Genomic DNA, 26,597 nt, shown 5'->3' on the forward strand with positions numbered 1-26,597 from the left:
GCTCGAAGTGCGAGGAGGGGATCCTTGAACCGTACCCGGCGAATAGCGGTCACCGCCGTGGCCGTGCTCGCGGCCCTGGCGGGCTCACCGGGACTGGCCCAGGCCCAACATCCGTCCCAGCCACAGTCGTTGACGGAGAAGGCGGACAGCGCACTGCCGCCGGGCTGGCACGTCACCGGGGAGGGCGTCGCACGTGAGCTGGTCTGGCGGTCGGACAGGGCCGTGCCCGTGGGCGACGCCCGCGTCGAGTTCCACGCGGCCGGCCGACTCCTCGGTTTACCGAAGGCGGCCAAGGACGGCCACACGTTCCGGCTCGCTCTCCACGGAGCCACCCCGCTCAAGGACCTTCAAGTCCTGGCGTCCGGGCGCCGGTTGGACGCGCCCGCCGACACCACCGGTAAGAAACCGAAGAACTCCCTGAAGGCCGCGCAGCCCCCGGCGCCACTCCCGGCGAACTCGGTGGACCCGGGCAGGCCGGGCGGGTACCGCACGGTCACCGGCGAGTACCACCTCGACCCGGTGAAGCTGCCCGGCTTCGCCCAGCCGGTCGAGATGCAGGCCGTCGTCGTCGCGCCCGCCGGCGCCACCGGCAAGCGACCGCTGGCACTGTTCCTCCACGGCCGCCACCCCACCTGCTTCAAGCCGGGCGGGTCCGAGGACGACGTGACCCTTGAGTGGCCCTGCTCGGCCGGCACCCAGCCGATCCCGAGCCACAAGGGCTACCTGAAGGACCAGAAACTACTGGCCTCCCAGGGCTATGTGACGGTGTCGATCTCGGCGAACGGCATCAACGGCCAGGACGGGGAGGTCGAGGACGGCGGTGCGCAGGCGCGCTCCTCGCTGGTCCGGCAGCACCTCGCCAGGTGGGCCGGCTGGGCCGCCCACCCGGGCACCGCCCCGGCGGCCGTGCCCGACGCGGCCGAGGCCGACCTGTCCCGCGTCCTGCTGGTCGGCCACTCGCGCGGCGGCGAGGGCGTCAACCGGGCCGCCATGGACAGCCTCTACCCACCGCCCGCCGCACAGGACGGCTACCGAGGCCCGGTGCGCTGGAAGATCCGCGGGACCGTCCTCATCGGACCGACGATCTTCGGCCAGAATCCGGTGGCCGACGTGCCGTCCACGACGATCCTCCCCGGCTGCGACGGCGACGTCTCCGACCTCCAGGGCGAGGTGTACGTCGACGGGACGCGCGGGGTCAGCCGGGGCACCGCACTGCACAGCGCCGTCTACGTGGTCGGCGCCAACCACAACTTCTTCAACACCGAGTGGACGCCGGGCAAGTCCGAGGCACCCTCCTTCGACGACTTCTGGGTCGACCCGGAACAGCAGCCCGACCCGGTGTGCTCCACGGGCACCCGCACCCGGCTGACCGCCGACCAGCAGCACCAGGCGGGCGCGACCTACATCGCCGCCGCGGCTCGGCTGTTCGTCGCCGACGACGACCGGGTACGCCCGCTGCTCGACGGCTCGGGCCGGCGCGCGCCCTCGGCCGACCCGGCCCGCGTGCTGACCCACGCGGTCGGCGCCCGCCGCACGGGCGGCTTCCTGCCCGACGCCCCGGTGAAGGTGACCGGCGGCAGGCTGTGCTCGGCGCTCGATCCCGACCCGGCCGTGGCGTGCCTCGACCCCGACGCCGCGGGGAGGTCGCCGCACTTCGCGCGGTGGTGGACGCAGAAGGAGGCCGGCCGCGGCGCGGTCGCGCTGAAGTGGTCGGCGCCGGGCGCGGCGACCAAGGTCCGTCCCGCCGCTCCGGTGTCCCTCGCCGGCGCCAAGAGCCTGGCGCTGCGCGTGTTCGTGCCGCCGAACACGACCGGCACCGAGCTGGACGTGGCCGTCACCGACTCCAACGGCCGCCGGGCCGAGCTCGGCCGGGTCCAGGTCGACGGGCTGCCGGGCACCGAGCGCACCGCCTCCTACTGGGCGCGCGAGCTGCGCGTCCCGCTGACCGCGGCCTCCCGCGTCGGCTTCGACCTGGGGCACGTCAAGTCCCTTGAACTGATTCCGCGTTCACCGTCCGGACGGGCCTGGCTCATGGATGCCTGGGGCTGGGCCCCCGGTGCCCCGGCGGCCAGGGCCGCGACGCTGCCGCGCGTCGACATCGGCCGACTCACCGTCAAGGAGGGCGACTCGGGCACTCTCACTTACCACGTCCCCGTCCAGGTCTCCGGGCACGGCAGCGGCAAGGTCCGCTTCTCCGTCCTCGACCCGGACACCGGACAGGCCAGGGACAAGCTGGTCACGGTACGACCGGGCAGCGACCCCATCGACGTGACGGTGGAGGTGAAGGGCGACACGCGCTTCGGCTACGACGAGCAGTACGACGTCGTCGCGAAGGCCGTGCACGGCGCCGTCATCGGCTCGTACCGGGGCGGGGTCACCGCGGTGAACGACGACCCCGCGCCCTCGGTCACCCTGACGCCGGTCACGGACCGGGTGACCGAGGGCGGGACGCTCAAGTGGCGGATCACCCTCTCCGAGGCCGCCGGCGTGGACATCTCGCAGCCGGTCCGGGTGCTTCCGGTCACCGAGGGCGCCGAGCTGTCCACCAAGGACGTGGACCCGCGGTGGCTGATGGACCACGCCGGTGAGCTCCCCGACCCGGAGCGCGCACTCTCCCGGGCGAACCTGTGGGTGTGGACGGACATCCCGGCCGGGACCACCAGCGCCGACTTCACCGTGCCGACGGTGACGGACCAACTGGCCGAGCCGGCCGAGTCGGTACGCCTCGCGCTGACCGACGACAACGCCGAACCGCTTCCCGACCGTCCCGTGCTGACGGGCACGGTGGTGGACGCACCGTAAGCCGCCCTGCGCAGGGGCATGGACAGGGTGGTCCATGCCCCCTGCGTGTGCACAGCCTCCGGCGAGCTGCAGGCGCGCTCACCGAACTGCCCGCCCGTCGAAGAAGGCGAGCAGATCATCGTGCGCCTCAGATCGACGTGTATCTGCCGGGAGCGGCCGTCCGGCCATTGCGGCGGGACGTGCTCCGGAGCCCGCTGGATCACGAACACCGGGGGTCGGCTCGGGACTCGGCCGGGCTGACGTCGGCTCATGCCGCGGCCTCGGCACCGTAGCGCAGGCCGTCGAAGAGGAGTGCGGTGATGCGTACCGCGTCGTCTCGCGAGCCCTCGGTGGCGTGCATTCCGCGGATGCCGCCGAGCGCACGCGAGACCGTCCTCCCGCGGACGCCGCCGAGCTGGAGCCCGAAAGCTCGTTCTGGCACCGGACGCTCGGCGGCACGATCGAGAATTCGGCAACCCACCACTTCCTGCGGATCGACGGCCGGATGCCGGCACAAAGGGGCCGCGCGACCCGAGCGAGATCGAGGCGATCGTCGCACGCCTGTCGGAGAACTCCGGCGAAGGAACCCAGCAGACGGTGGCGGCCCTCGTCGAGCGCGCCACGCTGTTGCGCGACCAGGGCCGGTTGGAGGAGGCCGAGGCGGCGTTCCTGGAAGCGATCGAGAAGGGCCGGCGCACGCTCGGCAGCGGGCATCCCGTCGTCGTCTCCGCGCAGTACCGCATCGCTCTCGTCCACAAGGCACGGGACCACATCTCCCTCGCGCTCGCGGCCGCCGAGGCGGCGCTGGCCGAGGCGGACCGCAGCCTGGGGCCGACGCATCGCGAGACACTCATGGCGGCCGCCTGCGTTCTGGTGTTCCTCCTGCGCCTGGACCGGCTCGAAGATCACCGGACAATGTTGGAGGCACGACTCGCCGATGTCATCGTGGGCCTCGGTTTCTCCCACCCCTTGGTCCGCGCCCTGGCCGCCTACCGCGCCACCCTCGCCCTGAGGCAACCCCATGGGGGCTAGAGAGCAGCTCGCCCCGGCCCACTTCGAGATGCATCGGTCGTGCGGCTACTTGAGCTCGGCGTCGGTGTAGTAGCCGCCCGCGACCAGAACACTGTCGTAGTTGGTCTTGTCGACGCTGATGGGCTGCAGCAGGTAGGCGGGCACGACCTTGGCGCCGTTGTCATAGGTCCTGGTGTCGTTGAGCTGCGGCTTCCTTTTGTTGAGCACGTCGTCGACCATGTTCGCGGCGACGTCGGCGAGCAGGCGGCTGTCCTTGTAGACGGTCTGCGACTGCTGACCCGCAATGATGGACTTGACCGAGGCGAGTTCGGCGTCCTGCCCCGTGATGACCGGGAGGGGCTTGCTGAGGGAGCCGTAGTCGTCCGCCCTCAGCGCCGCCAGGACGCCGATGGAGATGCCGTCGTACGGCGACAGGACCGCGTCGACCTTTCTGGTCTTGTACGACGTGGTGAGGATGTTGTTCATGCGCTTCTGCGCGGTGGCGCCGTCCCAGCGCAGGGTGGTGACCTGGTTGAGCTCGGTCTGACCGGACTGGACGACCAGCTGCTTGCTGTCCAAAAACGGCTGCAGGAGGTGCAACGCGCCGGCGAAGAAGTACTTGGTGTTGTTGTCGTCGCTGGAGCCGGCGAACAGCTCGATGTTGAACGGGCCCTTGCCGTGCTCCAGGCCGAGCTGGTCGATGATGTAGCGGGCCTGGAGCCGGCCGACCTGCTCGTTGTCGAAGGAGGCGTAGTAGGTGACGTTCTTGGTGCCGAGGATGAGCCGGTCGTAGGAGATCACCGGGATCTTGGCGTCGGCGGCCTGCTGGAGCACTTTGTTCAGCGACTTGTTGTCGATGGCCGCGATGATCAGTGCGCTGACGCCCTGTGTGATCAGGTTCTCGATCTGCGAGACCTGGGTCGCCGGGTCGTTCTCGCCGTAGACCAGCTTGGTCTTGTACCCATTGGCCTGCAGGTCCTTGACGACGCTCTTGCCGTCGGTGATCCAGCGCTCGGAGGCCTGGGTCGGCATCGCGATGCCGATGGTGCCGCCCTTGGAGCTGCCCGTGCTGTTCTGGCCGCCGCAGGCGGACATGGTGAGGGCGACGGAGGCAGTTCCGGCGATGGCGGCGAGGGCGGCTCTGCGATTGCGCATGGTGATCGTTCCTTGTTCTTCTCGTCGTTGAGAAAGATGACGGCGTATCAGATGTATGCGAGGCGGCGGTGGAGCGAGCAGGTCGAGCGCGAGTCGGCCGTGCCGCGTCCAGGCTCAGGGCCCCGCGTATGGGTGCCGCACGGGTGGATCCCGGGCGCCCTGGACGGCCCGAGCTTCAGGTAGAGCGGTGCGCCGCTGCGGATCAGCTCGGCGACCTTGCAGATGCGCGCGCAACCGCCGAGGTCGTCGGGGGTCTTTGGTGCGCATCTCCATGGGAGTGAGCCACCCGTATTCCGCGCCGAGGTGACCGGCAGTCAGGTTCTCCGCAACATTGTGGAGTCGGGACTCAAGAGCCTCGATGCCTCGCGGATCGCCGATCGGCGCGTCGTGGCCCAGGCGTCCGGGTCTTGCCGATTCGCGTGCCCCCTCTGTCGGAGTACACCTGAACGCACGTCAGGCCGCGCCGCGGGGTTACGTCCACGTGTGTTCCAACTCCGGTGATGCACAGGGCAGTTGCCTTCCAACCGTTCGAAATGTCGTCACACGTTCGGAACGTAGGCGTGACCCTAGGAGGGAGGGCGCGGGGTGTCAACGGGGGAGGACCGGTAAGGGTTCCGGAAAAGTGTTGGAGATATACTCCCTCGACGCTCGGTCCTGGGCTCCCTCACAGGACTGCGCCACTGGTGAGGCAGGCGAGGCCGCCCCTGACACACACCTCGAACTGGGCCCGGGCGAGGTACCGGTCCGCATGGTCGACGACCGTCTGCCGGACGGGGCGAGACCCGCTGACGCTCGCCGTCGTCCTCGACCGGCCCTCCCCGCGCGGCGGGTGCCCCGTTCCTCTCCGGGGGCCGCGCCGACGTAGCCTGAATGCTCCGCACCGAACTCCCGCTAGGAGCACCGTGAGCATCGCAGAGCCGCACGCCGGACAGCCCGCCTGGCGGCTGCTTCTCGGGTACGTACGACCGCATCGATGGGCGCTGCTGGCGGGCGCGTTGCTGGCGCTGACGACCGGCGCCACCGGTCTGGTGCTGCCGCTGGTGGCGCGGGGGCTCATCGACGACCTTTCGCACGACCGGTCCATCGGGCGGGCGCTCATCGGTATGGCGGCGTTGGTGGTCACCAACGCCGCGGTGGGGGCGATGGGTTCGTACGTACTGCGGCGCACCGCCGAGTCGGTGGTGCTCGGCGCGCGGCGCGCCCTGTCCTCGTATCTGCTGCGGCTGCGGATACCGGCCGTGGACCGCAGCGAACCGGGCGACCTGATGGCCCGCATCACCTCCGACACCACGCTGTTGCGCGAGGTCACCACCGATTCGCTCGTGGGCATCGGCACCGGCGGTCTCACCCTGGTGGCGACGGTGGTGATGATGGGCCTGGTCGACGTGGTGCTGCTCGGCGTCACCCTGGCGGTGATCCTGTGTGCGGGCACGGTGCTCGGCGTGATCGTGCCGCGCATCAACCGGGCCAGCAAGCAGGCGCAGGACGCCGTCGGCGTGATGGGCGCCTCGCTGGAGCGGATCCTCGGCGCGCTGCGCACGGTCAAGGCGTCGGGTGCCGAGCACCGGGAGGAGCAGACCATCCATGCGGCGGCCGAGGAGTCCTGGCGGCAGAGCGTACGGGCCGCCAAGTGGTCGGCGGCCGCGGGCAACACGGCCGGTCTCGCGATGCAGATCGCCTTCATCACGGTCCTCGCGGTGGGCGGCGCGCGGGTCGCGACCGGCGCGATCGAAGTCGGCACGCTGGTCGCCTTCCTCCTCTACGTCTTCTATCTGATGTCGCCGATCCAGCAGGTCGTCGGCGCGATCACCCAGTACCAGACGGGTGCCGCCGCGCTCGCCCGCATCCAGGAGGCGCTGCGGCTGCCCGCCGAACCGGACGCCCTGCCCGCGCCGCTGCCGGCCCCCGGCTCCGCACCGGCCGCGCTCGCCTTCGACGACGTCCGCTTCCGGTACGCCGACGACCTGCCGTACGTCCACCACGGCGTGACCTTCGCCGTCCCAGCCCGCGGCATGACCGCCTTCGTCGGCCCCTCCGGCGCCGGCAAGACCACCGTGTTCTCGCTGATCGAGCGGTTCTACGACCCCGAGGCGGGCGTCATCACGGTCGACGGCCGCCCCCTGGAGGAGTGGGACCTGCCCCGGCTCCGGTCGGCCATCGGGTACGTGGAGCAGGACGCCCCGGTCCTGTCCGGCTCCCTGCGCGACAACCTGCTGCTGGGCAACCCGGAGGCCGACGACGCCGATGTCACGCGTGTGCTGAGGACGACCCGGCTCGACGGGCTGGTCGCTCGGCTGCCGCGCGGCCTGGACACGCTCGTCGGGCACCGCGGCACCAAGCTCTCGGGCGGCGAACGCCAGCGGGTCGCGATCGCCCGCGCGCTGCTGCGCCACCCCCGCCTGCTGCTCCTGGACGAGGCGACCTCACAGCTCGACGCGGTGAACGAGGCCGCGCTGCGCGACACGGTCGCCGATGTGGCCCGTACGACCACGGTCCTGGTGGTCGCGCACCGGCTGTCCACCGTGACGATGGCCGACCGTATCGTCGTCATGGACGCGGGCCGCGTACGCGCCGTGGGCACCCACCGGGAACTGGTGGCCGGAGACCCGCTCTACGCGGAGCTGGCCGCGACCCAGTTCCTCGCGACGGCGGGCTGAGGAGAGCGGATCGTCGCGCGTTCTCCCTGCGAAGTTTCCTTCACTCGGCCCACGACATACGCGTCTGCCCCCGGCACGGGATGCCGGGGGCAGACGCGGGCAGACACTGGCGGACAGGCCCAGGCCCGATCCAAACAGCAGGCCCTAGGCCTGGAGGCCCGGGAGGAGTCCGGTGACGGGGGCGACCAGGTCGGTGACCTGGTGCAACTGGTTGAGGTCGTTCAGGCGGTTGAGTCCGGCCAGCTGGTCGGGGATCCGCGGGATGTCGGCCTGGTGCTCCGCGGGGATGTCGCTGACGGCGAGCGCGTCGAGCTGGGTGATCGGGTTCAGCTTCCCCGCGTCCGGGGCCTCGGCGGCGGCCGCGGACGCCATCGGCGCGGCAAGGCCCGTGACACCGACAGCGAGACCAACGGCGGCGACCATACGTCGTGTTGAGATCATGCCTGCAGCAACGGCCCCGGACGGCGCGCGGTCACGGCCGTCCCCCGCTCCTCACCCGAGAGGCGCATCGCACCGGCTGGGCTTGCCGTGGGCCATGGGGCGGAGGACGCTCGGTAGAGAGGCCCTTCGCGGTCCCCTCCTCGCTGGACCGCGGCCTTCCAAGGAGGTCGACATGGGCACCATGGCAGGCCCCGCCTTCGACACCGAAGCGCTACGCCGGGGCATAGAAGGACACAATGCGGCAGATCTCCTGTCGCTCTACGCGGACGACGCGGAAATGACGATCGTCGACCGCAACACCCAGCCAAGCCACCCGATGATCAAACACGGTCGCGGCGAGATCGCCGAGATGCTCAACGATGTGTACAGCCGCGACATGACCCACAAGTTGGAAGAGTGTGTCGTCCAGGGCGACCACGTCGCGTTCACCGAGTCCTGCCAGTACCCGGACGGCGTGCGGGTACTGGCCAGCTCGATGGTCTCGCTGCGCGACGGCAAGATCGTCGAACACACGCTGCTGCAGGCATGGGACGAGTAGGAAGGAACTGGCCGAAGGTCCAGATCAACTCTCGCCTGACCTGGACCTTCTCGGCGAAGGCCGCGATGGGTCGCTCGCGCTCGGGGCGGCCTCGGCTGCCCCGACCAGTTTCCGCAGCAGGTCTGCGAGCGTCCGCTTCTCTGCTGGGGTCAGTACTGCGAGCAGCGCGTTCTCACCCCTGTCCTCCGACACCGCGTGCTGTTCGAACGCGGCGTATCCGGCGTCGGTGATCCGCACCTCCACACGACGCCGGTCGGCCGTGTGGTGGGTACGGGCGATGAGCCCCGCCTCCTCCAGCGGACCGAGCCGCGCCGACAGGGCGCCGCGGGTCAGCCCGAGCATGTCGGCGAGCTGCGAGGGGCTCGCCGCGTAGGGCGGGCCGAGTCTGCGCAGCATCAGCAGTACTTTGAACTGCCAGTGCTGCAACCCGTCGGAGTCGAGCACGTCGCGACGGGCCTGGGCCGCGTGCCGGGCCAGGATCGCGAGCCGGACGAAGATCTCCTCCTTGACCGGATCCACCCAGTCGAGTTCCTTCACCCAGATCGCGACATGCCGGTCGACCGAGTCCGCCGCCGAAGCCTGCCCCCGCGCGGCCTTCGCCTCCTCCGCCTTCAGGTCTCCCGCCTTCACGTCTCCCGCCTTCACATCTTCCATGCGCCCCTCCGTAGATGGTTTTCTTGTGGATAGTTTTTCCGATTACTACTTTTCCTGCCATGACGAACACCGCAAGTACCCTTCGTACGGTCGTGCCGCTCGACGAACTCATCGCCTCTGCAAGGGAGTTGAGGATCGGCGGTCGCTGGGAGCGCGCCACGCGCCTGCTCGACTCGGCCGAGGCGACCGATCCGCGGGCCCGTGCACGCCTCGCCGTGGCCGCCGCCGAAGTCGCCCTGGAGAGCGACTGGTTCGGCGGGACCGCCCTCGCGGGGCCACGGCTCGCCGCCGCCGAGGAGCTCGTCGAGGTGCTCATCGAGAGCCTCGCCGGGAAACCCGCCGATGAGGCGCACCCCGACATCCGCTGGGATCTGGACCTCCATCGACTGCGCCACGGCTACCTCGGGCAGGTGCGCGTCGACGGCGCCTTCCGTGCCGGTCCCGACGGCAAGGACCCGGACGCGCTCGCCGCCCTGCGCACGCACGCCGAGCGGCTCCGCGACCAGGCCCCGGACGACGTGCGCCGGGGCTGGGCCGAGATGTATCTGGGCCTCGTCGCCGACAATCTCCTCGCCGAGCGGGACCTCGCGCCCGGCCACTACGAAGCCGCACTGCGCGCCGGTGCGGCGGGTGAGGCAGGCGAAGAAGGTGAAGCGGGCGACTCACACGACTCCGGTGACGACCTGCTCGCGCGTGAAGCGCTGCGGCACCTCGGTGATCACGACCACGACCGCGGTGACCACGCGCGGGCGAGGGAGCGCTGGAGCAGGGCGACCGAGCTCGGCGCCCGGGCCGGGACCGTCCCCGGCACCCTCTCGCAGCAGCTGCTCCTGGCGGTGCTGGCACGCGACACGGGCGACGAGGCCGGGGCCGCCGCGCTGGTCCGCGAGATCGCCCGCTGGGCCGGGGCCATCGGCGCCGTGACCACCGAGGCACAGGCCAGGGGGTTCATGGCCGGGGTCGATCCGACGGCACCGCCCGCTGCCGCCGAGTCGGGCAGCTGATCGTAGGAGCTACCCTGGTCGCGGGCCGTGACTGGCGCTGAGGTGGAGTACCACCGGGGAGCGGCCTGACGAACCGGTCTTTGCCGCGCGCCTGGGCGATTGTGTCAGCGACGCTCAGGAGCAGCTCATGTCCCAGGCCCACCTCATGGACGGCGCGGGTCTCGCGCGCCGCATCGTCGAGGAGACCGCGAAGCGCGCGGCCGAACTCACCGGGCGCACGGGAATGGCACCGTGTCTCGCGACGGTGCTGGTCGGCGAGGATCCCGCCTCGGTCACCTACGTCCGGATGAAGCAGAACCGCAGCCACAAGGCCGGCATCGAGTCCCGGCACGTCGCCCTTCCCGCCGACACCACCACGGCCGAGCTGGTCGACACGCTGAAGGCGCTGTCGGGCGACCCGACCGTGCACGGCATCCTGCTCCAGCACCCCGTCGGGCCGCACATCGACGAGCGGGCGGCGTTCGAGGCCATCGCGCCGGAGAAGGACGTCGACGGGGTGACGCTCAGCTCGTACTCGGCGATGAGCTTCGGCCTGCCGGGCTTCGTGTCCTGCACCCCGGGCGGCATCATGCGGCTCCTCGACGAGTACGGCGTCGACCCGGCGGGCCGGCGCGCCGTCGTGGTGGGGCGCAGCGCGATCCTCGGCAAGCCGGTCGGGATGCTGCTGCTCGGCCGCGACGCGACGGTGACCTACTGCCACTCGCGGACGACCGGTCTTTCCTCGGTCGTCCGCGAGGCGGACATCGTGGTGGCCGCCGTGGGCCGGCCCCGGCTGATCCGCGGTGAGGACATCAAGCCGGGAGCCGTCGTGATCGACGCGGGCTACAACCCCGGGAACGTCGGCGACGTCGACTTCGACACCGCCCGCGAGCGGGCCCGGCTGATCACGCCGGTGCCGGGCGGTGTCGGCCCGATGACGATCGCGGTCCTGCTGGAGCAGACCGTGACCGGGGCCGAGCGCCAACTCGGCCTCCGGTAGAGCGTTTCGGCCTTACTCACAGGGCTCCGAGCCTGCGTACAGCCTTTCGGCTTCACTCACAGGGCTCCGGGCCCGCTCAGCGCATCCACGCGCTGTACGACATCACGTCCCCGGCCTTCACGCCGTACTCGGGATCGTCCTTGGTGACGGTGTCCTCGATCCCGAGCACGGCGCCGCTCCTCGGGTCGAGGATCAGCATCCGTCGCGCGGAGTGCGCGGTGTCGTCGTACACGTACGCCTGTCCCTGCCTGCCCAGCCGGTCGGTGACCGCTCCGGCCGGGCGCAGCCCCTTCGCGTCGGCGAGGACACGGACGAGCGCGGCGTTCTCACGGGTGCCGAGCGTCCAGTTGTCCAGCAACTCACGTACGGTGTCGATGAGTTGGGATGTGTCCATCGCCCCGGTGCGGTCGATCTCCTCGAGGTAGGCGCGCAGCCGCTGGGCGTCGTGCGGCGGCCGGGCCACCGGCGGGGCGTCGCTCCAGCTCGGCGGGTAGGTCCGCCGGGTCAGGACATGCCCGTCCTCGACCGTGCGGGGGACGGGGTCGGCGTCGGTGACGACCGGCCTGCCCGGATGGCGGGGGTCGGTCGCCACGACGAGTTCCGTGTGGCTGCCGTCGGCCTTCCAGCGGACCACGCGCTCCTCGGGGAGGGTGATCGGCGGCCGTGCCCCGGGCCCGGAGGTCAGGCCCATGCTCCAGGTCTGTACATGGGTGCCCTGGACGAGCCGCTGCGAGCCGGCGGACGCGGCCACTCGGTCGGCGAGCCGGTCCAGGGGTACGGGGGTGGAGCCCGCCTCGACGATCAGCGGGCGGGGTGCGGCCACGGCCGGGGTGGTGGTCGATCCCGACAGCGTGAGCGTCAGGACGACGACACCGACGGCGGCCGCGGTGGCGACGCTCCAGACCCAACGGCGCAGCGGACCGGGACGCGTGCTGCGCCGTCCGCCGTGCAGCAGTTGGTTGAGGCGGCGCTCCGCGTGCTGGTCGAGGGGGCGGTCGTGGAAGCGGGGGTCGGTGGACGGCACCGGGTTGGCGCGGCGCAGGATGTCGAGTTCGTCAGCCATGGCCGTGCTCCTTCAGGGTGTCGCGGCGGGGCGGGGCGGGGCCGCCGGCCACGGTGATGTGCATACGGTCGATCTCGGCTCTGAGCCGGCGGCGGGCACGGTGCAGGCGCATGGCCGCGGCGCGGCTGCCGCAGCCGAGTGCGACGGCGACCTCGTCGACGCCGAGTTCCTCCCAGGCGGTGAGGCGCAGTACCTCCTGGTCGGCCGGGGAGAGCCGGGCCAGCGCCTCGTGCACCCAGTCGCCCGGCGACGCGGAGTCGGGGCTGTCGACGACCTGTCTGCCATGCGCGCTCTCGTCGTTGCCGAGCCGGTCGAGGAGCCTGCGGCGGCGCCCGTAGCCGCGTACGGCGTTGGCCAGGCAGTGGCGTGCCACCCCGTACAGCCAGGGAAGCGGGGACGGCGGGAGGTCGGACCGGCGCCGCCAGGCGACGGTGAAGACCTCCGCCACCACCTCCTCGACATCACTGCTCCGGCCGTCCAGTCGCCTCGCCACATAGCGGCTGACCGCCCAGTAGTGCTCGCGATAGGCAGCGGCGAAGGTCTCGTCGTTGCTCATAGTCCGTAGGTGTCCGGCAGGTACGCGATCGTCACAGGTGTCGGTGTGACGCTCGTCGCTTCACCCAAGTGTGACGGTGGGCCCGGCGCCGGACACAGGCGGGGCATGGAAAGCACCACAGTCACGACGCCGCCCGGGGCCCTTCCCACGCGTGCGCGGCGTCCTGGACTCACCGCGGTGAAGTGGCTGACCACCACGGATCACAAGACGATCGGCACGCTGTATCTGGTCACGGCGTTCGGCTTCTTCTGCGTCGGCGGGGTGATGGCGCTGCTGATGCGCGCCGAACTCGCCCGGCCGGGCTTGCAGATCATGTCGAACGAGCAGTTCAACCAGGCGTTCACGATGCACGGCACGATCATGCTGCTGATGTTCGCGACGCCGCTGTTCGCCGGTTTCGCGAACTGGATCATGCCGTTGCAGATCGGCGCGCCCGACGTGGCGTTCCCGCGGCTGAACATGCTGGCGTACTGGCTCTATCTCCTCGGCTCGCTGATCGCCGTGGGCGGGTTCCTGACGCCACAAGGAGCGGCCGACTTCGGCTGGTTCGCCTACAGCCCGCTGTCGGACGCGGTCCGCTCGCCGGGCGTCGGCGCCGACATGTGGATCATGGGTCTGGCCTTCTCCGGCTTCGGCACGATCCTCGGCGCGGTCAACTTCATCACCACCATCATCTGCATGCGCGCCCCCGGCATGACGATGTTCCGCATGCCGATCTTCGTGTGGAACGTGCTGCTCACGGGTGTTCTGGTGCTGCTGGCCTTCCCCGTGCTGGCCGCCGCACTGTTCGCGCTGGAGGCGGACCGCAAGTTCGGTGCCCACGTCTTCGACGCGGCCAACGGCGGTGCCCTGCTCTGGCAGCACCTGTTCTGGTTCTTCGGCCATCCGGAGGTGTACATCATCGCCCTGCCGTTCTTCGGCATCATCTCCGAAGTCATCCCGGTGTTCTCCCGCAAGCCGATGTTCGGCTACATGGGCCTGATCGCCGCGACGATCTCCATCGCCGGTCTGTCCGTGACCGTGTGGGCGCACCACATGTACGTCACCGGCGGTGTACTGCTCCCGTTCTTCTCCTTCATGACGTTCCTCATCGCCGTGCCGACAGGCGTGAAGTTCTTCAACTGGATCGGAACGATGTGGAAGGGGTCCTTGAGTTTCGAGACCCCGATGCTGTGGGCGACCGGCTTTCTGATCACCTTCGTCTTCGGTGGTCTGACCGGCGTGATGCTCGCCTCGCCGCCGATGGACTTTCCCGTCTCGGACTCGTACTTCGTGGTGGCGCACTTCCACTACGTGATCTTCGGTACGGTCGTGTTCGCGATGTTCTCCGGATTCCACTTCTGGTGGCCGAAGTTCACCGGCAAGATGCTCGACGAGCGCCTCGGAAAGATCACCTTCTGGACGCTGTTCGTCGGATTCCACGGCACCTTCCTGGTGCAGCACTGGCTGGGCGCGAACGGAATGCAGCGCCGTATCCCCGACTATCTGGCGGTGGAGGGCCTGACCACCCTCAACACCATCTCGACCATCTTCTCCTTCCTTCTCGGCAGTTCCCTCCTGCCGTTCTTCTACAACATCTGGAAGACCGCCAAGTACGGCCAGAAGGTCGAGGTCGACGACCCGTGGGGCTACGGCCGCTCGCTGGAGTGGGCGACCTCCTGTCCCCCGCCGCGCCACAACTTCCTCACCCTGCCGCGCATCCGCAGCGAGTCTCCCGCCTTCGACCTGCACCACCCGGAGATCACGGTGGCGGCCGCACGTCTTCAGACGCCTCGGAAGGAGCTGCGATGACGACCATGGACGACCGTCCGCCGTCCCCGCGGGCACTGATCAACGAGCTGGAGGGCCATCTGCTCATCGAGGCCACCAAGGTCGAGGGACGGGCGGAAGCGGCTCGTTTCACCCATTCCCTGGCCTGGCTGACGGACACCCAACGCGCAGAGGCGGAAGAACGCTTCACGGACACCTACCTGAGCCTCTCCCGCCGCTCCTGGGAACGGACGGCAGCGCGCGGCCGGGAACTGCGCGCCGAGTACGAGGCGCGGTATCGCGCACTGCGTCGGCGCCTTTGCTCCGTGTTTCTTCTCGGTGCCGCTTTCGCCTTGGTGACCGTCGTCTCGGTCAGCCGACGGTGACCTCGCGGGCGAGGTCGGCACGCAGAAGCATCCTGGACGAGTCGTCCACCAGATTCCGCATCACCGACAAGTAAGGCTCGTCGCCGCCCAGCTCGTCCAGAATGCGGTGCGCTTCGCCGCGGAACTTGTTGATGTCGTCCTCGTACCGGCCAAGAACATCCGGCGCCAGAAGGGTGTCGATGAGTTCCGCTCGGGCGTCATGGGAAGTCCTCGCGTCGGCGTGCAGCCTCAGGACTCGCTCGGCGGAGGGGGAGGCGGACGCATCGAGGGCGCAGGCCAGGAGATACGTCACCGTGCCGTTCAGGAGGTCCTCGTTGCGGCCGGACTGGATGTCTTCCTGGTCGTTGCACAGCTGCCACAGGATGCCGAATACATCGCCGAAATCGCGCCAGAGCTCCACTCGCTCCTTCTCGACACCCGCCAATGCGGCGGCCATTGCGGTGACCATGCTGAAGGGGGCGCCGGACTTCCCTCGATAGGCCGTGACCACCGAGTCGCGCGTGGCCGTCGCCGCATCCCCGCGCAGGTCACTCAGCTGGCCTTCGGTCGCGACGATCGTGCACTTCACGATCTCGGCCGACAGGGTGCCGCGCACCGATTCCGGGACGGCCTGCGACTGGACGACGAGCAGAGGCAGTGGAGTCCCGCTGATGAGCGCGGCGAGCAGCGCCTCACCTCCGCCGAGGTCACCGGCGAGGTGGGTGCCCTGCCCGTCGGCCAGGTCGTCGAGGTGGCACGCCGAGGTCCACCACAGCTCATGCACGACGGCCAGCGGCACGGCCGGTTCGGGCGCGCCCGTCTCCACGGCATGCACGATCAGCGGCAGCACCGAGAGCGGGTACGTGAACTCGCGGTTCCGCACGAGTTCCGTGACCGCGGCCCGCACCGCCCCGGCCTGAGGGGCGAGTCTGTCCAGCGTGGCCTCCATCTCCGCGTCGATGTCCACCGAAAACTGCCGATGAAGGTCCAAGTAGGACATGGAACGCACGAGCAGACCCCTCACCACCGAGATTGAATCGAGCACCGATTCGATCACTCCGGCTGGAGGGCAACCAGAGCGACTTTCAGCCACGACAGGTCCCCTTGCCCGACTCCCTGGCACCGAGCCGAACAGTCGGACCGCGGGAATCCGTCCTTGAAACCGTCACGTCGGCTCGCCGGCGTACCGGCCCCGTAGGCGGGCCCACGACCGTGAGGGGAGCCTCTCCCCCGCGTCCGTCCTACCTCCGGAGGACATGGCTGAGGTCATCTCCTGCATTCCGCGTAGTGCGATGTTCGGCACGCGCACGACGACGCGGCGGGTCCCGGTCGGAGAGGATGGGCGGTGCCCAGGGAGCAACCGTGTTCACATCTCCGCCTCTGGTCCCTCGGGCCGCGCAAGCCCACGGCTTCCCCCAGTCGTGGGCTGCCGGATGGGGCATCCTCGCGCGGAGCCGGCCCCACCGCGCCGAACCCGTGGGGCCGGGGAGCGGCGCACGGTCCCGGGCCCGGCGGTGGATCTCGAGGGATTCACCGCCGGGTTCGAGGACACCTCGACCGATGGCCGGCACGGGACCCACGGTGAGGTGAGGTCACGTCATGGGGTTCCGGGCTCGTGCGGGTTCCACCCCGCCGGTCGCAGGATCCCCAGCAGTTGACGGACCAGTTCCTCGACCACCTCGTCGAGCGTGGCGTCCACCCAGCCGGCGCGCCAGTCGTGCAGGAGGCCGTTGACGCTGCCGATGAAGGCGGTGGCGGCGATCCGGTAGTCGCGCGGCACCGCCTCGCCGCGGTCGACGGCCGCGGTCGCCTCGGCGCAGATGAAGTCGACCCAGCGCGCCCGGCGGGCGAGCCGCTGCTCCTCCAGGCGCGGGCTGACGCCGATGATCTCGACGAAGGTGATGCGGATGCGGCGCGGATCCGCCGTCACGTTCGCGGCGTAGGCGCGGAAGATCGCGTCGGCGCGCTCGGCGAGCGGCAGGTCCTGGGCGTCGGCGAGGGCGGCCAGGGCCGCCTCCTCGGCCCAGTCGTTGACCTGGAGGTGGAGGGCGGCCAGCACGTCCTCGAGGGTGCGGAACTCCTCGTAGAACTGACGCGTCGACAGTCCCGCCGCCTCGCTCAGCGTCGCGATGGTCGTGGATCTGAACCCCGGGCTGTCACCGAAGAGTTGGAGCGCGGCTGCCAGAAAGCGCGAGCGTCGCTCGGCCTGCCGTTCCGCGGCGGTCCTGCCTCCGTAACGGCCGGTCGGCTGTTTGATCCTGCCCGCCACGCGTTCCTCCCTCGCCGGAGGGACGAACTGTTCGTCCCTCCGATGATTTTGTCGTGCACGGACCCTTGTGGAGAGCGCCGATCCTTCCTTACTTTCCAGTAAGTCCACTCTGAACGCAGCCGTGTTCAGATTTTTTCGGCGCCCGCACCCCCCGCCTACGACAAGGGACCCGCCATGTCTGCCCTCAGACCCAGACACCTCTGTACGCTCGCCGCCGCCGTCGCCCTCACCTTCACCCTCGGCGGTACGGCGACCGCGGCCTCCGCGCGGACCGCCGCACAGACCGCCGCGTCCGACCTGCGCGAAGTGATGTTCGTGGGCAACAACTGGGACGGCACCGCGGACGTCATCAAGTCCACCGGTGACTTCGCGAAGGTCGGCCGGATCAACGTCGTCCCGGACAAGGACGCGCGGATGGCGGAGATCAACGCCGATCCGATCAAGTGGATCTACTTCCAGGCCATCCGCAACGGCGTCGGCGAGGGCCACGACCAGTTCGTCGACGACATGTACTCCACGCCGGACGGCAAGTCGGTGGTCGTCTCCCGCCCGAGCTTCGCGGATGTCGTCTCGATCGACCTGGCGACCGGGAAGATCAACTGGCGCTTCCCCGTGGCCGGTTACCGATCCGACCACATGGCCGTCTCCCCCGACGGCACCCGCGTCGCGGTCTCCGCGTCGACCGCGAACACCGTGCATGTGCTCGACATCAACACGGGCAGGCAGCTGGGCTCCTTCGCCACCGGCGACAAGCCGCACGAGAACATCTTCACGCGGGACGGCAAGTACATCTGGAACATGGCCATCGGCGATGTGAACACCTCACTCGACGACCCGTGGCTGGACTGGACGAAGGGCGACCGGCACATCACCGTCGTCGACGCGACCACCTACAAGCAGGTCAAGGTGATCGACATGCGGCAGCGGCTGGACGCGATCGGTCTCACGGACTTCTCCGACGCGGTCCGGCCCGCCGTCTTCAGCCCCGACGAGTCCAAGCTGTACTTCCAGGTGTCGTTCTTCAACGGCTTCCTGGAGTACGATGTGGCCTCCGACCGGATCACCCGGGTGAAGACCCTGCCGATGAACCCCGCGACCAGCACCGACCGCACGACTTGGGTCAACGACTCGCGCCACCACGGCATTTCGATGAACCCGTCCGGCACCAAACTGTGTGTCGCCGGAACGATGGACGACTACGCGACCGTCGTCGACCGGGCCACCCTCCAGGAGGGCCCGCTCGTCACCGCCTCGAAGCCGTACTGGGCGACCGTCAGCGGTGACGGCAAGGACTGCATCGTCTCCGAGAGCGGCGCCGACCAGGTCACCGCCATCGACTTCGCCACGGGGCAGAAGACGGTGTCGGTGCCGGTCGGTGACCACCCCCAGCGTGTTCGCCTCGGCCATGTGGAGGCGAACTGGACCGGCCCTTCGACTAGTTGACCGACGAGGCGGCCCAGGAGCTCAGTTCGGAACGGGCCGCGCTCAGCAGATCGGCGGACGGGGCCGTCGCCCCGTTCGTGACCAGCGCGTAGTGCAGGGTCCCCGAGTCCGGTGCGGTGAGCAGCAGTCGGCGACTGCCGGTGCCGCCCGGCTCGGGGGCCACGGCGATCGGAGTGGTCGTGGTGTAGGCGGGCGGGGAGATCGTCGCGCCGAGGTCGGAGACCACCGTCGTGGACGCGGTCGGGAACGACGCCGGCAGATGGAGTTCGGTGGGAGCGCTGCCGCCGCCCGAGCGCCACAGGAGCAGCCCGTACTGGCCCGATCCCACCAGCTGGGAGACGTGCGGCAGGGACGACGGAACCGGATTCCAGGTCAGGGTGGTGGAGCCGTCCCGGGAGCGGTCCTCGTAGGTGAAGGCGACCGTGCTGCCCGAGGTCGCGCTCGGATAGAGCCGGTCGAGCAGGCGGGCGTCCTGACGCAGGACGGCCGTGCCCGAGTCGTCGAGGCGTACGGCCGACAGATCCTCGTCGTTCCAGGCGTCGCCGGTGGTGAGTACCTTGCTCGCGTTGCCGTTCATCAGCTCGTGATGGCGTCCGTTGTAGATGTCCCACTGCCATTGGGTACCGGAGAGCACCGGGCCGGAGGACGTCGGCTTGGTCCACCAGGTGGCGCCCGGGAGACGGGAGTCGAGGGCCTGGTACATGGCCTTGTCGACGGTCGGGGCCTTGCCGGAGACCGTTCCCGACAGTGGATGGCCGAACTCGCTGACGATCGCCGTAGTCCCCCCGCTCGATGCGCGGTCGCGGACCGTCCCGAAGTCGGTGGCGTACTGGCCGTCCCCGGCGTTGCCCCACATGAGGATGCCCGAGATGGCCTTCTGGTCGTAGAAGTGGGTGTTGAAGACATAGCGCGGGCCGAGTGTGCCCGCGTCGAGCAGACCGCCCTCCTGCTTCTGGGAGTCGATGTTGGAGTTCCAGAAGAGGTTGGCCTCGACGAAGGCGGGCTTGTCCTGCCAGCCGGCCGCGTCCATCCGGGCCCGGAACTTCACATAGAACGGCCAGAGCAGGTCCCGCTCCCAGGTGCGGCTGGTCTGCCCGGAGTCGTAGGTGCCCGCGTAAGGCTCGTTGAACGGGTCGAAGCCGACGAGGCCCCCGAACTGGGCCGTGCTGAGGTGCTGTTTGACGTAGGCCATGGTGGCCTGGGCCGTGGTGAGGAAGGCGTCCTGGACGCCGTACGCGTTGTGCCAGAAGTCGTACTGTGCCTGCTTCACGGCCCCGTTCTGGGTGATGTTCTGGCCCCAGAAGATGCAGATCCCGCAGGACTCGCTCGGGTAGTTCCCGGCGTCCACGGCCCACTTGGGGGCGCCGTCACCGGTGTACCAACTGCCCGAGTTGAAGAGGTAGCGGGAGTAGAGGTCCTGGTGGAAGTCGGGATACACGCGGATTCCGGCGTCGAGGAAGGCGCGTATCTGGTCGGTGACGGCGGCGAGGTAGGTGGAGTCGACCTGGCCGCGTACGGGTTCGGCGTGGGCCCAGGAGAGCAGGAAGCGCACGGAGTTGCCGCCGCCGAGGGCCCGCAGGGCCGTCGCGGACTTCTTGGCGTCGGCGACCGAGGCGAAAGGCAGGCCGCTGTTCTCTTCGAGTTTCGTCTCGCCGGAGACGTTGTAGCCGCGCAGGACCACCTCGCGGCCGAGTCCGTCGAGGAAGCGGCCCTTGTCGACCGTGAGGGTGGCCGCCGCCGGCGCGTCGAACCACAGGGAGTCGGGGAGTCCGTCCGCGGCGGCGGGCTGGGCGCCCGCCGCCGAGAGGAAGCCGGTGAGGAGTACGAGGACGCCGAGCAGACGCGCACGTAACTTCGACATGTCCACAACAGTCGCCGGTGCACAAGAAGGCGTCAATACTTCTGACTCCAGAGTAAGTTTCATCTTCTGGAGGTCTCTTGGAGATCTTTTTGGGAGCCGTGTCGCCGTGTGCGGGATCAGGCGCCGACCCTCCGCGTCACGTTCAGCAGGTACTCCTTCCGGTCCAGCGGGTTGAGGTCGGTGCGCGGGCGGTCGGGGACCGTTCCCCGCAGGACCGGTGCGTAGTGGTCGAAGGCGCATTCCAGCTCGCCCTCGCCGCGGGTCAGCCCCGGGAGCTGCCGCTCCAGCCCATGGACCCGGGCGACCGGAATCCGGCCCTCCAGCACACATGAAGCGTCCCGCAGCTCCGTGGTCCCCGCGACGGCTCCCTGTTTCGCCAGCACCGGCAGCACCGCGCCGAGCGTGTCCGCCGGGGCCTCCAGCCTGAAGCGGTGCATCGGCTCGTACACCTGGGTGCCCGCCGCCCGCAGAGCGTCCATCACCACCAGCGGGGTCAGGCCCCGGAAGTCGGCGCCCGTGCTGGACATGCTCTTGTCGAAGCCCTGGTGGGCGTGGCTCTGCCGGGGCCAATAGCCGCAGTGGGTCATGGTGACCGTGCAGTCCGTCACCTGCCAGCCGTGGATTCCCTGCGCGAGCGTCTCCTTCACGGTGTCCTCGACCGCCTTGAAGAACGCGTACGGCATCGCTCCGAGCTCGACCTCCAGCCGGAACCGCACCCCGGAGCCGACCGGGGCCGGATCGATGCGCAGGCCGACGGTCGCGAGAAAGGGATTGGCGTCCTTCTTGATGAACTCGACCGCCGCGCCGCTGCCGAACGGCCGCTCGACGCACAGCGGTGTCGTCTCCCTGAACAGGACGTCGATGCCGAACTCATCGGCCAGAGTCGCCTGGATGACCTCTTTCTGCACCTCTCCGTAGAGCGACACGGAGATCTCCTTGCGCGTCTCGTCCTGGCGCAGATCGATCAGGGGGTCCTGCTCGGCCAATTGGGTGAGGGCGCCGTGCAGCGCGCCCTTGTCGGCCGGACGGCAGGGTTCAACGACGGTTTCGAGGGTCGGGGGCGAGAAGTGGCGCTCGCCGGCCGACGCCTTCCGCGGTACGCCGATGGTGTCGCCGATACGGATGTCCGCGAGGCCCCAGAGCTTGCCGATCCGCCCCGCGGCCACGGACTGCTCGCGCACCGCCGCGCCCCGGTCGAAGACACTGATCGCGGTGACCCTGCCCTCCTCTCCGTCACCCAGAGGCAGGCGGTCGCGCGTCCGCAGCGTCCCGGAGAACATCCGGGCGTACGCGATCTTCTCCCCGGCGGGGCCGCGCTCGACCTTGAAGACGCTGCCCGAGACCGGGCCGTCGACGTCGGCCTCGGCACGCGGCAGCAACTCCCTGATCCCCGCGATCAGTTCGTCGACTCCCGCGCCGGTCACGGCCGAGCCGAAGAACACCGGATGCACCAGGGCCTGCCCGGTCTGCCGCACCAGAGCGGCGCGGATCAGGTCGTACGACACCCGGCCCTCGACGTACGCGGCGAGCAGCGCGTCGTCGTGCTCGGAGAGCAGGTCGAGCAGCAACGCGCCGAGCCGTGCCTCGTCGAACAGGTCGAAGCGGGCGTCCCGCGTACCCTGTGCCGGGACCTCGCCCATGGGGACGATCGCCGGTGTGAGCCGCGCCGCGACGGCGTCGAGCACGCGCTCGGGGCACGCCCCGCCGCGGTCGATCTTGTTGACGAAGACGAGCGTGGGAATGCGCAGCCGCCGGAGCGTCCGCATCAGCACACGGGTCTGCGCCTGCACACCCTCCACGGCGGAGATCACCAGCACGGCGCCGTCGAGCACGCTCAGCACGCGCTCCACCTCGGCGATGAAGTCCGGGTGTCCCGGGGTGTCGATCAGATTGACGGTCACGTCGTCGACCGCGAACGAGACCACGGCGGACTTGATCGTGATACCGCGCTGCCGCTCCAGGGCGAGGGAGTCGGTCTGGGTGTTCCCGTCGTCGACGCTGCCGATCTCGTCGATGACTCCGACCGAGTGCAGCAGCCGCTCGGTCAGGCTTGTCTTACCGGCGTCTACGTGCGCCAGGATTCCCAGGTTGAGCATATGCACCGGGTGTCATGTCCTTTGGAGTGGGAGTGATTCCTTCCTGGGTGGACATGAACGGTGTGCGCATTGCTGCTCCCTGATCTTGGCGGACGCTTCCCTCTCAGTGGAGCAGGCGGCCTCGCCCGGCAGCAACGGATTAACGCTCAACAAATCCCCGCCGCAGCACTCGCCGCCCTCCCCGCCCGGCCCTAGAGTGACGCACACCACGTAAAATGGTTGATACCCCTCACCTGGCTCTCCGGGAGGGCACATGACCCGCATTTCGGTGAAGGTGGACGGCACCACGTACGAGGACGAGGTCGAGCCCCGCCTTCTCCTGGTCCACTATCTGCGCGACCACCTGGGTCTGACCGGCACCCCGATCGGCTGCGACACGTCGAACTGCGGGGCCTGCACGGTCGACCTGGACGGGGAGACCGTCAAGAGCTGCTCGGTCCTGGCCGTCCAGGCGGACGGGAGCGAAGTGACCACCATCCAGGGACTGGCGCACGACGGTGAGTGGCATGCGCTCCAGAAGGCGTTCCACGAGCAGCACGCGCTCCAGTGCGGCTACTGCACCCCCGGGATGATCATGGCGGCCCGCGATCTGCTGCGCGAGAACCCGGCCCCGGGACCGCAGGAGGTACGGGAGGCCCTGGAGGGCAACCTCTGCCGGTGCACCGGCTACCAGAACATCGTGCGCGCGGTCCTCGCCGCCTCGGGACAGGAGGTCTCACCGTGACGGACCAGATCGTCGAACCCGAGGTCGGCCGCTCCCGGCCGCGCAAGGAAGACGCCCGTCTGGTCACCGGGCAGACCAACTGGACCGACAACATCAACGTCAACGGACTGCTCCACCTGGCCATCCTGCGCAGCCCCATGGCACACGCCCGGATCGACCGGATCGACGCCGCACCCGCCCGCGAGCGCCCCGGCGTGATCGCCGCGTTCACCGGCCAGGACCTCGCCGAGGGCCTCGGCTCCCTCCCGTGCGCCTGGCCGGTCACCGAGGACATCGTGCTGCCCGACCACCCGCCGATCGCGGTCGACGAGGTCCGGTACGCGGGAGACCCGGTGGCCGTCGTCGTGGCCCGCGACCGGTACGCGGCCGCCGACGCCCTGGAGGCCATCGAGGTCGACTACACACCTCTCCCGCCGGTGCTCGACCTGGAGGCGGCCCTCGCCGAGGACGCCCCACTGGTCCACTCCGACAAGGGCACCAACCGCTGCTACGTCTGGCCGCTGGCGACCGGCGAGAACTACACGGCCGTGCGGGAGCGCGCGGACGTCGTCCTGAAGCGCCGCTACCTCCAGCAGCGCCTGATCCCCAACGCGATGGAGCCGCGCGCCGTCGTGGTCACCCCGCTCGCCGCCTCCGGCGAGTACACCGTGTACTCGGCCACGCAGATCCCGCACATCCTGCGGATCATGCTCGCCGTCGTCACCGGCATCCCCGAGCAGAAGCTGCGCGTGATCGCCCCCGATGTGGGCGGCGGCTTCGGCTCCAAGCTCCAGGTGTACGGCGAGGAGGCCCTCGCCCTGGCCGTCGCCCGGCGGCTCGGACGGCCCGTGAAGTGGACCGAGTCGCGCTCCGAGGGCTACCTCGCGACCCACCACGGCCGCGGCATGATCCAGGACATCGAGATCGCCGCCACGAACGAGGGCAGGCTGCTCGGCCTCAAGGTCGACCTCCTCGCCGACATGGGCGCCTATCTGATGCTCGTCACCCCGGGCATCCCGATCCTGGGCGCCTTCATGTACCCGGCGATCTACAAGATGGACGCGTACGACTTCACGTGCACCGGCGTCTTCACGACCAGGACGCCGACCGACGCCTACCGCGGCGCGGGGCGCCCCGAGGCCACGTACGCCATCGAACGGATCATGGACGAGCTGGCCGTCGAACTCGACCTGGACCCGGTCGAGTTGAGGCGGCTCAACTGGATCAGGCACGAGGAGTTCCCGTACACGTCCATCGCGGGTCTGACCTACGACAGCGGCAACTACGAGGCCGCCACGGACAAGGCGCTCGCCCTCTTCGGGTACGACAAGCTGCGCGCCGAGCAGGCGGACCGCAACCGGCGCGGCGACTTGGTACGCCTGGGCATCGGCGTGTCCACATACACCGAGATGTGCGGGCTCGCGCCCAGCCGGGTGCTGCGCGACCTGCGGTACGCGGCCGGGGGCTGGGAGGCGGCGAGCATCCGCATGCTGCCCACCGGCAAGGTCGAGGTGGTCACCGGCACCAGCCCGCACGGGCAGGGCCATGTGACCTGCTGGAGCCAGATCGCCGCCGATGTGCTCGGGGTGCCCTTCGAGGACATCGAGGTGGTGCACGGCGACACCAGGGCGGCGCCCCAGGGCATGGACACCTACGGCTCGCGCTCGCTCGCCGTGGGCGGGGCCGCGGTGCACCACGCCGCGCGGAAGGTGGTGGAGAAGGCGCGGAAGGTGGCCGCGCATCTGCTGGAGGCGAGCGAGCACGACCTGGAGTTCACGCACGGCGTGTTCTCCGTGAAGGGATCGCCCGAGGCGCGCAAGACCATCCAGGAGGTCGCGTTCGAGACGTTCTCCTCGCACGACCTGCCCCACGGCATGGAGCCCACCATCAACGCCGAGCACCTGCTCGACCCGGACAACTTCTCCTATCCGCACGGCACCCACCTGTGCGCGGTCGAGGTCGACACCGAGACGGGACGGACCACCATCCGCTCGTACGTGTGCGTCGACGACGTCGGCAGTGTCATCAACCCGATGATCGTCGAGGGGCAGGTGCACGGCGGGGTCGCGCAGGGCATCGCGCAGGCGCTGTACGAGGAGGCCGTGTACGACGACGAGGGCAACCTCGTCTCGGGCACGATGGCCGACTACCTCGTGCCCTCGGCGGGCGACCTGCCCGAGTTCGTGACGGACCGGACGGAGACACCGGCGACGTCGAATCCCCTGGGTTCCAAGGGAGTCGGGGAGTCGGGGACCATCGCCTCCACGCCCGCCGTCGTCAACGCGATCGTGGACGCGCTGCGACCGCTCGGAGTGACCGAAGTGAGGATGCCCTGCACGCCGCAGCGGGTCTGGGAAGCCCTCCGGTCCGCTCGGGCGGCGGACGGGTCCGCCCGCTCCGGTGAGGAGGCGTCGGCATGATTCCCCCCGCATTCGACTACGTGCGGCCCGCGAGCGTCGACGAGGCCGTGCGCACGCTCGCGGACGCGGGCGAGGACGCGAAGGTGCTGGCCGGCGGGCAGAGCCTGCTGCCCCTGCTCCGGCTGCGGCTCGCCTTCCCCGAACTGGTCGTCGACGTCGGCCGGATCCCGGAGCTGCGCGGGGTCCGCGAGGACGCCGGCACGCTGGTCATCGGCGCGATGACCTCGCACCACGACGTCATCCGCGACCCGCTGGTGCGCCGGCACGCCGGACTTCTGGCCGCGGCCACCGCCACGGTCGCCGATCCCGCCGTACGCCATCGCGGCACCCTCGGCGGTTCGCTCGCACACGCCGATCCGGCCGGTGACCTGCCCGCCGTGGTCCTCGCGCTCGACGCGACCCTGATCGCGGTGGGACCGGACGGGCGGCGCGCGATCCCGGCCCGCGCGTTCTTCCTCGACTATCTGCAGACCGCGCTGCGCCCGGACGAACTGCTGGTGCAGGTGGAGATCCCGTCGACCGAGGGGTGGGGATTCCACTACGAGAAGTTCCAGCGGGTCGCACAGGCCTGGGCGGTGGTCGGGGTGGCGGCGCTCGTCCGGCGGGACGACGGACACCTCGCCGAGTCCCGGATCGGGCTCACCAACATGGGCTCCACGCCCCTGCGGGCCACGTCCACCGAGGCGGCGCTCACCGGCGCCGACGCCGAACCGGGCGCGGTGGCACGGGCCGCCGAGGCGGCGGCGGAGGGCACGCACCCCTCGTCCGACCCCTCGGGCTCACCCGAGTACCGCGCGCACCTGGCCCGCGTGCTCACGCGACGCGCGGTGCTGGCCGCCCTGGAGTAGCGCC

General features: G+C 70.0%; 22 protein-coding genes and 1 riboswitch. Of the genes, 12 read left to right on the forward strand and 10 right to left on the reverse strand.

The features are described from left to right. The first annotated feature begins 24 nt into the window (after positions 1-24). Positions 25-2,802, forward strand: a complete 2,778-nt coding sequence (locus ACFZDJ_RS17845) for an alpha/beta hydrolase family protein (protein WP_391060012.1) — start codon at positions 25-27, stop codon at positions 2,800-2,802. 247 nt (positions 2,803-3,049) lie between these two features. Here ACFZDJ_RS17845 and ACFZDJ_RS17850 read toward each other — a convergent pair whose 3' ends face one another. Beyond that, positions 3,050-3,223 carry a hypothetical protein gene (locus ACFZDJ_RS17850; protein ID WP_391060014.1) on the reverse strand — a complete coding sequence of 58 codons (174 nt, stop codon included), beginning with the start codon at positions 3,221-3,223 and terminating at the stop codon, positions 3,050-3,052. A gap of 155 nt (positions 3,224-3,378) precedes the next feature. Here ACFZDJ_RS17850 and ACFZDJ_RS17855 point away from each other — a divergent pair, with 155 nt between their 5' ends. After that, positions 3,379-3,813: a tetratricopeptide repeat protein gene (locus ACFZDJ_RS17855; RefSeq protein WP_391060016.1), complete on the forward strand. Its 435-nt coding sequence runs from the start codon at positions 3,379-3,381 to the stop codon at positions 3,811-3,813. A gap of 45 nt (positions 3,814-3,858) precedes the next feature. Here the strand turns inward: ACFZDJ_RS17855 and chvE are convergent, their stop codons facing one another. Further along, positions 3,859-4,947 (reverse strand): multiple monosaccharide ABC transporter substrate-binding protein, encoded by a 1,089-nt coding sequence (chvE, locus tag ACFZDJ_RS17860; protein ID WP_391060018.1) that lies wholly within the window; start codon positions 4,945-4,947, stop codon positions 3,859-3,861. A 902-nt stretch (positions 4,948-5,849) separates the two neighbouring features. Between chvE and ACFZDJ_RS17865 the strand changes: the two genes are divergently transcribed. Then, positions 5,850-7,604: an ABC transporter ATP-binding protein gene (locus ACFZDJ_RS17865; RefSeq protein WP_384918246.1), complete on the forward strand. Its 1,755-nt coding sequence runs from the start codon at positions 5,850-5,852 to the stop codon at positions 7,602-7,604. Between the two features lie 144 nt (positions 7,605-7,748). Here the strand turns inward: ACFZDJ_RS17865 and ACFZDJ_RS17870 are convergent, their stop codons facing one another. Next, positions 7,749-8,045, reverse strand: coding sequence for a hypothetical protein (locus ACFZDJ_RS17870; RefSeq protein WP_391060020.1), 297 nt, complete (start codon positions 8,043-8,045; stop codon positions 7,749-7,751). Between the two features lie 172 nt (positions 8,046-8,217). On the opposite strand from ACFZDJ_RS17870, the gene ACFZDJ_RS17875 reads away from it, so the two are divergent. Further along, positions 8,218-8,583: a nuclear transport factor 2 family protein gene (locus ACFZDJ_RS17875; RefSeq protein ID WP_101402610.1), complete on the forward strand. Its 366-nt coding sequence runs from the start codon at positions 8,218-8,220 to the stop codon at positions 8,581-8,583. 24 nt (positions 8,584-8,607) lie between these two features. Here ACFZDJ_RS17875 and ACFZDJ_RS17880 read toward each other — a convergent pair whose 3' ends face one another. Then, positions 8,608-9,237, reverse strand: coding sequence for a MarR family winged helix-turn-helix transcriptional regulator (locus tag ACFZDJ_RS17880; RefSeq protein ID WP_168514466.1), 630 nt, complete (start codon positions 9,235-9,237; stop codon positions 8,608-8,610). Between the two features lie 59 nt (positions 9,238-9,296). On the opposite strand from ACFZDJ_RS17880, the gene ACFZDJ_RS17885 reads away from it, so the two are divergent. Further along, on the forward strand, positions 9,297-10,241 hold the full coding sequence (locus tag ACFZDJ_RS17885) for a hypothetical protein (RefSeq protein ID WP_390936057.1): 945 nt from the start codon (positions 9,297-9,299) through the stop codon (positions 10,239-10,241). Between the two features lie 17 nt (positions 10,242-10,258). Next, a riboswitch (ZMP/ZTP riboswitch) is annotated at positions 10,259-10,345 on the forward strand. Between the two features lie 23 nt (positions 10,346-10,368). Then, positions 10,369-11,220 (forward strand): tetrahydrofolate dehydrogenase/cyclohydrolase catalytic domain-containing protein, encoded by an 852-nt coding sequence (locus tag ACFZDJ_RS17890; RefSeq protein WP_391060022.1) that lies wholly within the window; start codon positions 10,369-10,371, stop codon positions 11,218-11,220. A gap of 76 nt (positions 11,221-11,296) precedes the next feature. Here the strand turns inward: ACFZDJ_RS17890 and ACFZDJ_RS17895 are convergent, their stop codons facing one another. Both ACFZDJ_RS17895 and ACFZDJ_RS17900 read right to left on the reverse strand, forming a co-directional pair. After that, entirely contained in the window at positions 11,297-12,283 is a 987-nt protein-coding gene (locus tag ACFZDJ_RS17895; protein ID WP_384918232.1) for a CU044_5270 family protein, read from the reverse strand. Next, a complete protein-coding gene (locus ACFZDJ_RS17900) occupies positions 12,276-12,839 on the reverse strand; it encodes a sigma-70 family RNA polymerase sigma factor (RefSeq protein WP_391060025.1) in 564 nt (187 codons plus the stop codon). Before ACFZDJ_RS17900 ends, ACFZDJ_RS17895 begins: the two co-directional genes overlap by 8 nt. Before the next feature lie 105 nt (positions 12,840-12,944). Here ACFZDJ_RS17900 and ctaD point away from each other — a divergent pair, with 105 nt between their 5' ends. Further along, complete coding sequence (gene ctaD / locus ACFZDJ_RS17905; RefSeq protein ID WP_391060027.1) at positions 12,945-14,630, forward strand: cytochrome c oxidase subunit I; 1,686 nt, start codon at positions 12,945-12,947, stop codon at positions 14,628-14,630. After that, positions 14,627-14,974, forward strand: a complete 348-nt coding sequence (locus ACFZDJ_RS17910) for a hypothetical protein (RefSeq protein WP_391060028.1) — start codon at positions 14,627-14,629, stop codon at positions 14,972-14,974. Before ctaD ends, ACFZDJ_RS17910 begins: the two co-directional genes overlap by 4 nt. Here the strand turns inward: ACFZDJ_RS17910 and ACFZDJ_RS17915 are convergent. Together ACFZDJ_RS17915 and ACFZDJ_RS17920 are read right to left on the reverse strand one after the other, a co-directional pair. Beyond that, positions 14,961-15,953, reverse strand: a complete 993-nt coding sequence (locus ACFZDJ_RS17915; protein ID WP_391060030.1) for a polyprenyl synthetase family protein — start codon at positions 15,951-15,953, stop codon at positions 14,961-14,963. The genes ACFZDJ_RS17910 and ACFZDJ_RS17915 overlap by 14 nt on opposite strands. 597 nt (positions 15,954-16,550) lie before the next feature. Further along, the gene (locus ACFZDJ_RS17920; RefSeq protein ID WP_168514452.1) at positions 16,551-17,222 is read right to left on the reverse strand and encodes a TetR/AcrR family transcriptional regulator; all 672 of its coding nucleotides are present in this window, start codon (positions 17,220-17,222) and stop codon (positions 16,551-16,553) included. 174 nt (positions 17,223-17,396) lie between these two features. Here ACFZDJ_RS17920 and ACFZDJ_RS17925 point away from each other — a divergent pair, with 174 nt between their 5' ends. Next, complete coding sequence (locus ACFZDJ_RS17925; protein ID WP_391060032.1) at positions 17,397-18,665, forward strand: YncE family protein; 1,269 nt, start codon at positions 17,397-17,399, stop codon at positions 18,663-18,665. On the opposite strand, the gene ACFZDJ_RS17930 is transcribed toward ACFZDJ_RS17925, so the two are convergent. Together ACFZDJ_RS17930 and ACFZDJ_RS17935 are read right to left on the reverse strand one after the other, a co-directional pair. Beyond that, entirely contained in the window at positions 18,658-20,526 is a 1,869-nt protein-coding gene (locus ACFZDJ_RS17930; RefSeq protein ID WP_391060034.1) for a cellulase family glycosylhydrolase, read from the reverse strand. The genes ACFZDJ_RS17925 and ACFZDJ_RS17930 overlap by 8 nt on opposite strands. A 116-nt stretch (positions 20,527-20,642) precedes the next feature. Further along, positions 20,643-22,628 carry a GTP-binding protein gene (locus tag ACFZDJ_RS17935; protein ID WP_391060036.1) on the reverse strand — a complete coding sequence of 662 codons (1,986 nt, stop codon included), beginning with the start codon at positions 22,626-22,628 and terminating at the stop codon, positions 20,643-20,645. A gap of 247 nt (positions 22,629-22,875) precedes the next feature. Between ACFZDJ_RS17935 and ACFZDJ_RS17940 the strand changes: the two genes are divergently transcribed. From ACFZDJ_RS17940 to ACFZDJ_RS17950, 3 genes are read left to right on the forward strand one after another with little or no spacing between them, the layout of a single operon-like run. Then, the gene (locus ACFZDJ_RS17940) at positions 22,876-23,346 is read left to right on the forward strand and encodes a (2Fe-2S)-binding protein (protein WP_384918207.1); all 471 of its coding nucleotides are present in this window, start codon (positions 22,876-22,878) and stop codon (positions 23,344-23,346) included. Beyond that, positions 23,343-25,745, forward strand: a complete 2,403-nt coding sequence (locus ACFZDJ_RS17945; protein ID WP_391060039.1) for a molybdopterin cofactor-binding domain-containing protein — start codon at positions 23,343-23,345, stop codon at positions 25,743-25,745. Before ACFZDJ_RS17940 ends, ACFZDJ_RS17945 begins: the two co-directional genes overlap by 4 nt. Further along, on the forward strand, positions 25,742-26,593 hold the full coding sequence (locus ACFZDJ_RS17950) for an FAD binding domain-containing protein (protein ID WP_391060041.1): 852 nt from the start codon (positions 25,742-25,744) through the stop codon (positions 26,591-26,593). Before ACFZDJ_RS17945 ends, ACFZDJ_RS17950 begins: the two co-directional genes overlap by 4 nt. Positions 26,594-26,597 lie beyond the last annotated feature (4 nt).

The organism is Streptomyces sp. NPDC007896 (assembly GCF_042959425.1).
Classification (GTDB): Bacteria; Actinomycetota; Actinomycetes; order Streptomycetales; family Streptomycetaceae; genus Streptomyces.

Bases quoted from the DNA above. Each gene is read 5' to 3' on its own strand.
- ACFZDJ_RS17880 (WP_168514466.1), bottom strand. From the start codon at position 9,237: ATGGAAGATGTGAAGGCGGGAGACGTGAAGGCGGGAGACCTGAAGGCG.
- ACFZDJ_RS17870 (WP_391060020.1), bottom strand. From the start codon at position 8,045: ATGATCTCAACACGACGTATGGTCGCCGCCGTTGGTCTCGCTGTCGGT.
- chvE (WP_391060018.1), bottom strand. From the start codon at position 4,947: ATGCGCAATCGCAGAGCCGCCCTCGCCGCCATCGCCGGAACTGCCTCC.
- ACFZDJ_RS17925 (WP_391060032.1), top strand. From the start codon at position 17,397: ATGTCTGCCCTCAGACCCAGACACCTCTGTACGCTCGCCGCCGCCGTC.
- ctaD (WP_391060027.1), top strand. From the start codon at position 12,945: ATGGAAAGCACCACAGTCACGACGCCGCCCGGGGCCCTTCCCACGCGT.
- ACFZDJ_RS17930 (WP_391060034.1), bottom strand. From the start codon at position 20,526: ATGTCGAAGTTACGTGCGCGTCTGCTCGGCGTCCTCGTACTCCTCACC.
- ACFZDJ_RS17890 (WP_391060022.1), top strand. From the start codon at position 10,369: ATGTCCCAGGCCCACCTCATGGACGGCGCGGGTCTCGCGCGCCGCATC.
- ACFZDJ_RS17910 (WP_391060028.1), top strand. From the start codon at position 14,627: ATGACGACCATGGACGACCGTCCGCCGTCCCCGCGGGCACTGATCAAC.
- ACFZDJ_RS17875 (WP_101402610.1), top strand. From the start codon at position 8,218: ATGGGCACCATGGCAGGCCCCGCCTTCGACACCGAAGCGCTACGCCGG.
- ACFZDJ_RS17900 (WP_391060025.1), bottom strand. From the start codon at position 12,839: ATGAGCAACGACGAGACCTTCGCCGCTGCCTATCGCGAGCACTACTGG.
- ACFZDJ_RS17950 (WP_391060041.1), top strand. From the start codon at position 25,742: ATGATTCCCCCCGCATTCGACTACGTGCGGCCCGCGAGCGTCGACGAG.
- ACFZDJ_RS17940 (WP_384918207.1), top strand. From the start codon at position 22,876: ATGACCCGCATTTCGGTGAAGGTGGACGGCACCACGTACGAGGACGAG.
- ACFZDJ_RS17895 (WP_384918232.1), bottom strand. From the start codon at position 12,283: ATGGCTGACGAACTCGACATCCTGCGCCGCGCCAACCCGGTGCCGTCC.
- ACFZDJ_RS17885 (WP_390936057.1), top strand. From the start codon at position 9,297: ATGACGAACACCGCAAGTACCCTTCGTACGGTCGTGCCGCTCGACGAA.
- ACFZDJ_RS17915 (WP_391060030.1), bottom strand. From the start codon at position 15,953: ATGTCCTACTTGGACCTTCATCGGCAGTTTTCGGTGGACATCGACGCG.